General features: G+C 31.6%; 4 protein-coding genes. All 4 read left to right on the plus strand.

The features are described 5' to 3' along the window. On the plus strand, nucleotides 1–413 hold a 413-nt coding region (locus tag A9479_RS19290), incomplete at its 5' end, for a serine O-acetyltransferase (protein WP_064664311.1). 1 nt (nucleotide 414) lies between these two features. Continuing rightward, nucleotides 415–1635, plus strand: a complete 1221-nt coding sequence (locus A9479_RS19295; RefSeq protein WP_156520110.1) for an oligosaccharide flippase family protein — start codon at nucleotides 415–417, stop codon at nucleotides 1633–1635. Next, nucleotides 1636–2859 carry an O-antigen ligase gene (locus A9479_RS19300; RefSeq protein WP_064664313.1) on the plus strand — a complete coding sequence of 408 codons (1224 nt, stop codon included), beginning with the start codon at nucleotides 1636–1638 and terminating at the stop codon, nucleotides 2857–2859. Next, the coding region (locus A9479_RS19305; protein ID WP_064664314.1) for a glycosyltransferase family 4 protein at nucleotides 2834–3849 on the plus strand (1016 nt) is incomplete at its 3' end. The genes A9479_RS19300 and A9479_RS19305, both read left to right, overlap by 26 nt.

Consider the following 3849-nt stretch of genomic DNA (forward strand, 5'->3'; position numbering starts at 1 on the left):
TATACTTTATTTCTAAAATTATATTAAGGCATTACAAGTATAAGTTTACAATTTGTATTCCCGACAAAACGACTATTGGTAAAGGCTTTTACATTGGTCATTTTGGTAGTATATTTGTTTCACCCAAAGCGGTTATTGGTGAAAATTGCAATATATCTCAAGGTGTTACGGTTGGTCAGGTTTCGCGCGGTGTAAATAAAGGCGCTCCCTCAATAGGAAATAATGTTTACATTGGCCCTGGTGCTAAAGTTTTTGGTGGGGTGAATGTAGGGGATAATGTTGCAATTGGAGCTAATGCAGTTGTAACCAAAGATATTCCAAGTGATTGTTCTGTTGGTGGCGTTCCTGCAAAAATAATTTCTAGTAAAGGGTCGTTTAATTATATAAACAATACTCTTTCGAGTGAACAATAAAATGAGTGTCATCAAAGGTGTTGCATGGGTTTTTACTGCGACAATTTTAACCCAGTTAATAAATCTAATAACCTTACCATATATTTCAAGGCAGTATGATGAATCTGCAATATCTTCTCTAGGTATTATAACGTCAGTATTGACCCTCTTTCTAATATTTAGTTCTTTTAGACTTGAATTTTTTATAGTAAAAAAAGATGAAGCATTAGTAACCCGTTTTACTCAAAGCCTTTTTCTTTTAACTGCTTTTGCTGCGATTATTTATTCATTTTTTTTGCTTGGATACTTAGTTTATAAAGGGATCGAACTCTCTTGGTATAGTTATTTTTTATTATTACCTTATCTGATTGGTGCTTTTTGGCAAAATATAGTTACATTTTCAGTAACTAGAAAGGGTCGTTTTCATCAATTGGCACTCTTAAAAGTTGCAAAGGCTTTTGTGTTACTTGTAATGATGTACTTGCTTAATAAACTACAAGTATTTGGGATTATTTGGTCTTTAGTGTTCTCGGTATTATTGCCTTTATTTTTCTATTTTTATATTTATTCACAAGAGATTATAGGTGTTTTCACTGATGTTAAGGGCAAATTAAAGCTATTAAGAGATGAGTTATTTAAAAATTATCACGCTGCAATACAAGCAATGTTTAATGTTGTTAACTTACAATTTTTCGTCTTCTATGTGATCGCTTTTGAATCTAAAAAAATTATAGCGTCATATTTTTTTATGGAAAAGATTTTGAATGCGCCTTTAAACCTACTGGCAAGCAGCTTACGCCAAGTTATTTATAAACATTTTGTAGATAATAAAAGTAATAAAAGTAAGCTACTAAAGAGTTATATAACAGCTCAAAGCTTTTTGTGTTTTGTTGCAATTTCAACGGGAACTTTTTTATACGTTTTTGGTAATGATTTGATCAACTTTATCCTAGGTGATGGTTGGAACGAAGTTACTTTATTATTGAACGCCTATATTTTTATTATGGTTATGCAAATAATTAATATCCCAAGCACCTCGCTTTACCTTGCAATAGATAAAATAAATATTATGGCTCATCTCGAAAAGGCTGATTTGATAATTAAGATTTTACTAGCATTTTATTCAATTACTGCAGAGTTAAGCATATATGAATTTATTAACATAGCTTCTATATACGTGGTTATTTATTACTGCACAGTGAGTGCTTTTTTATATCGCTCACTATTTAAAGGAGGACAGTAAATGTTAATAAGATTCTCTTACTTATCATTATTTTTTTCTCTAGGTATATTGTTTTTCAGCCGTTCTTTTACATTTTTATTTGAAATGCTACCAAATGGTATGGCTAGTAAAGTATTTACACCTATAAGCCTATTTTTTTACTTAATGTCCTTAGTGATCATTCTAAAAAAAGTTAAATATAAAAGGCATTTTTATTATTTATCCAAAGCTATCGTAATTCCATCAATCATTTGCTTTATTGCTATTTTATCAAGCCTTCAGTCTGATTATATAGTTGAGTCATTTACCGCTTCAGCAGGTTTGACAGGAACATTCCTATTCGCGATAGCGCTTGTTATCTCTTTAGATGAGAAACGCTTAATATCGGTGATTGTAAACCCGCTAATTATAGCACTAGCAATCAGTATTTTTTTCGCATTGTTTATACCCTCTATTGGTATAGATGATGGTAGTAATGATCCTGAGCACATTGGTTTATGGCAAGGTGTTTTTGGCTTTAAAAATAACTTGGGTCGAACAGCAGTATTCACTGTTTTATTAATGATATTTCAAAATTACAAAGGTTATAAATCCAGATGGTATATATGGTTTATTCCTTTTATTTGCTTGATAATGAGTAAATCAACAACTCCATTGATTTGCTTAATTATTGTTTATTCATCTTTTTATTTTCTAAATATTTATGCGCGCTTATCTAAAGCTGTAAAGTTTTTGCTAATCCCAGGCATTATATTATTAACTTATACAATGCTTACAATTGTAAATTATATTGTAAACGATGTGTTCGGTAAGTCACTAGCTGGGAATCGAGCTAATTTGTGGGAAGCTGTAATTTTAAATATTGACTATAAATTATTCGGCTATGGATTTGGAGGTGTCTTTTGGGGGGAGGGCAGTCCTGCTGAGTTTCTTGTAGGAAGAGGCTATTACCAATTAGGGCATGCACACAATGGTTTGATAGATGCGATGATAGACATGGGTTATATTGGCGCTATTTTGTATCCTATAGTTCTGGTTGTACCTGTTTTTCATTCAATTAAAAATCTACTTTCTAATGAGTCAACGTATTGCTTACCCTTCTTAATATTAACTTTTCTAATGGTTTACTCTATAAGTGGGAGTTCATTTTTAAAACAGAACAATATATTGTTTTTATTTTACTGTGTAGCCATTATTTATCCAGCATGGAGAAGAATAAATGAACGTCATATTAGTTATCGCTAGCTTAGAGGTTGGCGGTACAGAGCAAAAAGTTATTCGCTTAGCTAATTATTTTGCAGCACAGGGAAAAGCAGTTGAAGTACTATCGCTTTCTTTAAATAATTCACAAAAAGAGAAGCTTAATAGTAAGGTTAAACTTACCATTATCGATACTAACAGTAATATAAAAGCGCGTTTGGGTGCTAAAAAATGTGTTTTTAAATATTTAAAAAAACAGCAAGCTAGTGCTGAAATTATCCCGGCTATTTTTTATTTTAATTTCTACCCAGCATTATTTGTATCTTCAAAACTTATCAAACAAGTTGTATTAATTAATACAACTCATTTACTTGGCTTGATGAGTAAAGTTAAGCAGAAAATAGCTATAAGAAAAATGAAGTTTGCTAACGCTATTGTCTTGGGGAATAGCGAATTAGCTAACGCCTATAAAAATTTTAATCAACTTAAACATACACGGATAGAGGTGTTACAAAATGGAATCGATATTAATTGCCCTGTTAAGAAATGCTATCAAGTAAACGATGTGTTTAAGTTAGTGGTTGTTGCAAGGTTGCGCCCAGAAAAAAGACATGCAGATATTTTTAAAGCAGTAAAAATATTATTAGATAAAGGTTTTAAAATCGAGCTTAATTGTATTGGTAGCCAAGTTTTAGATGGCCAAGAAGGGCAGTTAAAGCAAGTAGTGAATGACTTAGGTTTACAAAAGCATATTAATTTTTTAGGTGAAAAAAATGATGTAAGACAGTTATTGCCAAATTACGATGCTTTTGTTTTACCTTCTAATGATACGTTTTCAAATGCGTTGCTAGAAGCTATGGCTGCAGGCCTACCTGTGCTGGGTGCTAATGTAGGAGGATCGCCCGAAATTATTAGTGATTCAAACGATGGTTTGTTATATGACTTTATGAATCAAACCGACTTAGCAGATAAAATAGAAGGTTTAATATTGGATGAGCAACGACGCAAAAATCTTGGTTTAAGTGCTATTAATAA

It is taken from the genome of Pseudoalteromonas sp. MQS005 (genome assembly GCF_001661605.1).
GTDB classification, from domain to species: domain Bacteria; phylum Pseudomonadota; class Gammaproteobacteria; order Enterobacterales; family Alteromonadaceae; genus Pseudoalteromonas; species Pseudoalteromonas tetraodonis.

Excerpts from the sequence above, each read along its gene's own strand:
- A9479_RS19295 (WP_156520110.1), top strand. The coding sequence starts at position 415 with ATGAGTGTCATCAAAGGTGTTGCATGGGTTTTTACTGCGACAATTTTA.
- A9479_RS19300 (WP_064664313.1), top strand. The coding sequence starts at position 1,636 with ATGTTAATAAGATTCTCTTACTTATCATTATTTTTTTCTCTAGGTATA.